The organism is Phyllobacterium sp. P5_D12, from assembly GCF_054049495.1.
The window spans coordinates 1-4,553 of the sequence record NZ_JBFUMG010000370.1 but is presented as its reverse complement, the minus strand read 5'-3'; the positions used below and the strand labels follow the sequence as shown (position 1 = coordinate 4,553).

The 4,553-nt window shown below is 55.9% G+C and carries 3 protein-coding genes and 1 pseudogene; 1 reads left to right on the top strand and 3 read right to left on the bottom strand.

Going from position 1 to position 4,553, the window contains the following annotated elements:
• Positions 1–34 precede the first annotated feature (34 nt).
• The 3 genes from ACXJ5O_RS19610 to ACXJ5O_RS19600 all read right to left on the bottom strand — a co-directional run bounded on the left by ACXJ5O_RS19610 (position 35) and on the right by ACXJ5O_RS19600 (position 3,768).
• Positions 35–1,750: a type I secretion system permease/ATPase gene (locus ACXJ5O_RS19610; protein ID WP_457301357.1), complete on the bottom strand. Its 1,716-nt coding sequence runs from the start codon at positions 1,748–1,750 to the stop codon at positions 35–37.
• Positions 1,751–1,842: 92 nt separating this feature from the next.
• Positions 1,843–2,418, bottom strand: coding sequence for a PE-PGRS family protein (locus tag ACXJ5O_RS19605; RefSeq protein WP_457301356.1), 576 nt, complete (start codon positions 2,416–2,418; stop codon positions 1,843–1,845).
• A gap of 264 nt (positions 2,419–2,682) precedes the next feature.
• Positions 2,683–3,768, bottom strand: a complete 1,086-nt coding sequence (locus ACXJ5O_RS19600) for a hypothetical protein (RefSeq protein WP_224511331.1) — start codon at positions 3,766–3,768, stop codon at positions 2,683–2,685.
• A gap of 404 nt (positions 3,769–4,172) precedes the next feature.
• Here ACXJ5O_RS19600 and ACXJ5O_RS19595 point away from each other — a divergent pair.
• Positions 4,173–4,553 (top strand): annotated as a pseudogene (locus ACXJ5O_RS19595) (hypothetical protein); the annotation flags it as partial.

The following is a 4,553-nucleotide window of genomic DNA, read 5'->3' as shown; positions in this document are numbered from 1 at the left end:
ATGCCGAATTGAACGAGGGCCATGGCGAGCATCCTTATGTCCCTGTTTGCGACGGCGGTTGAAGATAGGTGTCGTAAATTTCGTCGCTATCTCCAAAGGCATCGACGGTCCCGTTGCGCATGATTGCAATCTTGTTGGTGACCGGCAGAATCCCCATCCGGTGGGTGATGACTACCACCGTCATTCCCCTTGCTTTCATACGTTCGATCGCATTGAACAATACCCGCTCGCCGTCATAGTCGAGGCTCGAATTTGGATCGTCGAGCACAACTAGCGATGGGTAGCCGTAAACCGCTCTGGCGAGACCGAGCTGCTGCCGCTGAGCCCGAAGCAGCAAGTTGCCGCCTTCGCCGACGTCGGTCTCGTAGCCTTGCGGCAGCCGCATGATCGCATCGTGCAGACCAACGAGTTTCGCCGCTTCGATTGCCTTGCCAGGACCTGAGCCATCGAGCCGACCGATCACATCCTTGATGGCGCCGCCGAATAGCTCGATGTCCTGCGGCAGATATCCGATGTGGTGCGTTCCTCCGCAAAGACGCAAGGCCGATATGTCGACGCCGCCAAGGAGCGCGCATCCGCTCGTGGGTTGAAGGACGCCCGCGATAATGCGGCCAAGTGTCGACTTGCCCGATCCAGAAGCRCCAATCAGCGCCACGCAGTCCCCGGGAGCGAGCCGAAGCTTGATTCCGCCTAGCAATGGCCGGCCGGAAAACGGCAACGCATAACCGACATTGTCAAGGATAAGGCCGCTGGGCTCGGGGACCGGCACCATGCGAGCATCGGTGTCCGAAGCAACAGCGATGAGCATTCTGTTGAGACGATTGAAGGCGTTGCGGGCATAGGCAAAGGAACGCCAGGCACCGATTGCGCCTTCGACTGGAGCGAGGCCGCGGCCGAGCAAAAGGCTGGCGACGAAAATGATGCCGGGGCTGCTGTTTTCGGCCAGAACCAGCCATGTCGCAGCGCCCATCACGAGTATTTGTGTCAAGGTGCGAATGGACTTCGAGAAACCAAGAATTATCTCGGTCCGGTGCATGGCGCTATCTTGCGCTTTTCTTGCAACTTCCGCATCGCGATAGACGATCTGTGCTGCACCATCCTGCATGCCCATCGCCCGGATGACCTGGATATATTTGAGCGCTGTTGCAAACCGGGCGTAGCTCCTTGCCAGCGCAACATTCGCATGGGTGAGCGGTTCACGCGTGGCGACTTCCGTAAGCAGCGCCAGCAATAACAGTGCGATCGCGCTCAACACACCGATTGCTCCGAGCAAAGGATGGACGAGGAAAAGCAGCAGCAGGAAAACTGGCGCCCAAGGCACATCGAAAAGCAGTGCGCTTGCGGGCGAATCGAGAAATTGGCGCAGAGAGGCGAGGTCCCGGTAGCAATCGGTAGCCACGCCCGTATCGGCTCTTGCCGCGTATTCGAATGATGCAGTAAGGACGCAGGGCCGCAAGCGATGGTCGAACCAGCTTCCAATGCGCGAAAGAGCTGCGCGTCGTACGATATCAAGCACGGATCCGACTATGACAGCGACCGCTATGATGAGCGTCAACATCAGCAGCGTATCAGTGCTGCGGCTGGACAAAACGCGGTCATATATCTGCAGAAGATAGATGGACGGTGCGAGCAGAAAGAGGTTGTAACCGCAGCTATAGACGAAAACCAGACCGAAAGCTCCGGCGCAGGCACGAAGAGCTACGACCAGATGCGTCGGTTGACGCTGCGATTGTACGAGACTCGTTGTCATGGTCAGGGTGCTCACTGAAAGGACAGCCATCTGGTCTCGCTGTCCGGATTAAAGGATCGCCGGTTGCAACCGGCGATCCTGGCAAATTGATTTTATGAGCCCAGATCGTGCAGATCGATCGACCCGAAGGCATTGATGAAATGGTCGAGAGCATTGTTGACGGTCGTGGTTTCGGGATCCGAGTGAACCACTGCTGCCGAGATATCGCCGCCCTGGGCCAGATTGCCGTTACCGCCATTGCCGCCGACGCCGGCTAGAATAGTGGCATGCTGATCTGCGAAGAATTGAGTATTCTGCTGTGCAGTCGTAGCTGCAGAAACCGCTGCGATATCGCCGCCGCTTGAGTTTGCTTGACTGCCATTGGAATTGGCGTCGCCACCCGGTCCGCCAGAGCCGTTGTTGGTGATGTTGGCCAAGAAGCCATTCTCTGCCTCGGCGTCGCCGCCATTCCCGGCTGAGCCAGCACTCCAACCGGCTGCTTGCCAGACGTGATCGCCATTATGCAAATCAGTATCTGCTCCATACACTGTTTGTGTATTGGAAACATATGCGGTGGGATCGTAGTGGATGTTACCGTAGTTGTATCCTTCGCCGCCATTACCGGYGCTCGCGTCGCCTGCATCGGAATGGTTGAGCTGGATCGTGTCAGACAATTGTGGAATAGGCATAATCTTACTCCTTACTTAAGTTTTCCGTGTTTCTCCCACGGCCAGGTACCCGCGACGTCATCGTCAGGCAGAATAACCGCCGTGAAAGAGTGCTCGCGATTTGGCCTGCGGACTAGCTGGATATTCGGGGACGTTCGTTTGGGTGGGGTGTGTACTTCATGGGAGGGTGTATTGGATGAACAGCAAAATGGTTACATCTGGTCGCGCCAAGGCGCGCGCGGAAGCCACCCACGACGAGGGGTCTATTTGAGTATCGAGGAGATGTCAGGTATGCAGGAACGAAAGGATATCATCCACGAGCGCGGAGTGGTTGTCGGCAAGGTTGCCGTCTCCGCCATGGCCGCCTATGCCTGCCATTTGCAACGCGTGCTGATCGTAGAGCACATGATCGATCTGCTGCGCATCGGCCGTGCCGCCTGCAGGTACGGCGATATTGATCGGATGGAAATATCCGATGTTAACGTCGACAAAACTGCCGTTCGAGTAGCCTGAGCCACCGCCGCCACCACTGTTGCTGCCGGTAAATATCGTATCGGAACTCAAATTGAATCCGCCGCCATCGCCGCCTATACCTGCGATCTGGACCCCGCCCTGATCGAAGACCGCATTGTTGGTCTGGTGCGCCTCAGCGGAGCCACCTGCCGCACCAACGGCAATATTGATTGGCGAAAAGATCGCGACGTTCACGTCAATCATACTACCCATGAAATAGCCGTTGCCACCGTGGCCCGCAAACATATCACCGGTGTACACATGTGTTCCAACGCCTCCGGGAGTAGTGTCGATTGCCCCGTTGTGATCCCCGCCGGAACCGCCCACACCGCCAATCTGGGTGGCGCCTTGCAGCATGACGGCGTTATTTGTTTGATGCGCAATCGCTGAAGAACCACTGCCACCCGCGACGGCGGCATTGACGGGGGCAAAGACCCCAACATCGGCACTGACAATACCACCAGCGAAGAAACCATTGCCGCCGCTTCCGGCATTGTGAATGCTGTTGTCACCGCCACCGAGGGCGAGATTGCCGTTTCCACCGTTTCCGCCCATACCAGCTATTTCCGTGGAGTGTTGATTGATCAAGGCGTCATTACCCTGGTGCGCTTCCACTGCTGAATTGGGGCCTGCGATTGCCGTGTTGGACGGGGTGAAGACAGCGAGCGGAGTGCTGCTGATGATACCCATGGCTATTCCGTCGCCTCCAGCGCCGGCTGAATAGGATGGGCCGCCGGCGACATCGAACGGCAGCCATGTTGGCACCAAAGCCAGGTGACCGGATGCGGAGCCAGAGATCGCACTTTGGCTTACGTTCGGGTTAGGTGCTTCTTCCGACATAGGGCGAGTTTCCGGCATTGCGTCTCTCCATTCAGTCCGCAAAACTTGCGTCCATTTCTTCGACGTATTGTGAAGTCAGATGAAGAAAAAGGAGAGCCTGCAATTCGGCTATATCCATTTGGGTGGGAGATGGGTGGTAATCAGACTAAGCCGTTCTATGTATTCATAGTTGTTCAAGATTGCTATATCATACAGGGTAAGTGAACAATCAATTGACTTACCTTGCGGGGGAGCTGTGATTGTGCAATCGGGAAATCAATACAGTGAAATTGTCCCCGGGGATGCATTTCTATAGCTCATCATTTTGATATTATAGCAGTGCTCGCATGCTGTTTCTGCATTAGCAAGTGTGAATGACCGCCCAAACTTCGAACAATACACTGTGCCGTACTGGCGCAGGCTTGATCATATGGGGATGTGTTATGGCCATAATTCTGATTTGGGAGAACGACCCTGGTTCAGGCGGGTTCGCAATTGCCGACCAACCCGATATTAAAAAGTCTCCGTTCAAATTTGGATTTCCACCGCCTGCGCTGCTCCCGAGCCTGGATACGACAACAGAAGATTTCAGGTACTGGATTGCTGCTGAAGCTCTGCGACGAGGTGCCGATTTTTGGGGTCCTAAGGTCACGGCAAGGCCAGCATGGTATTGCGGTCCAGAGCTGGAAGTAAGACTGGACGTCGGTATCCGATGGGATGCCAACTACGAGAGGCTGGCACTCAATTTCTTTCACGGCGTATTATCGTCTGGAGTGAACATTTATGCTGCGGCCAGCGGCGACATGCTTTGCCACGAACTGGGT

What these genes read in the sequence shown, in the direction of transcription:
- ACXJ5O_RS19600 (WP_224511331.1), bottom strand. Translation starts at nt 3,768, where the DNA reads ATGCCGGAAACTCGCCCTATGTCGGAAGAAGCACCTAACCCGAACGTA.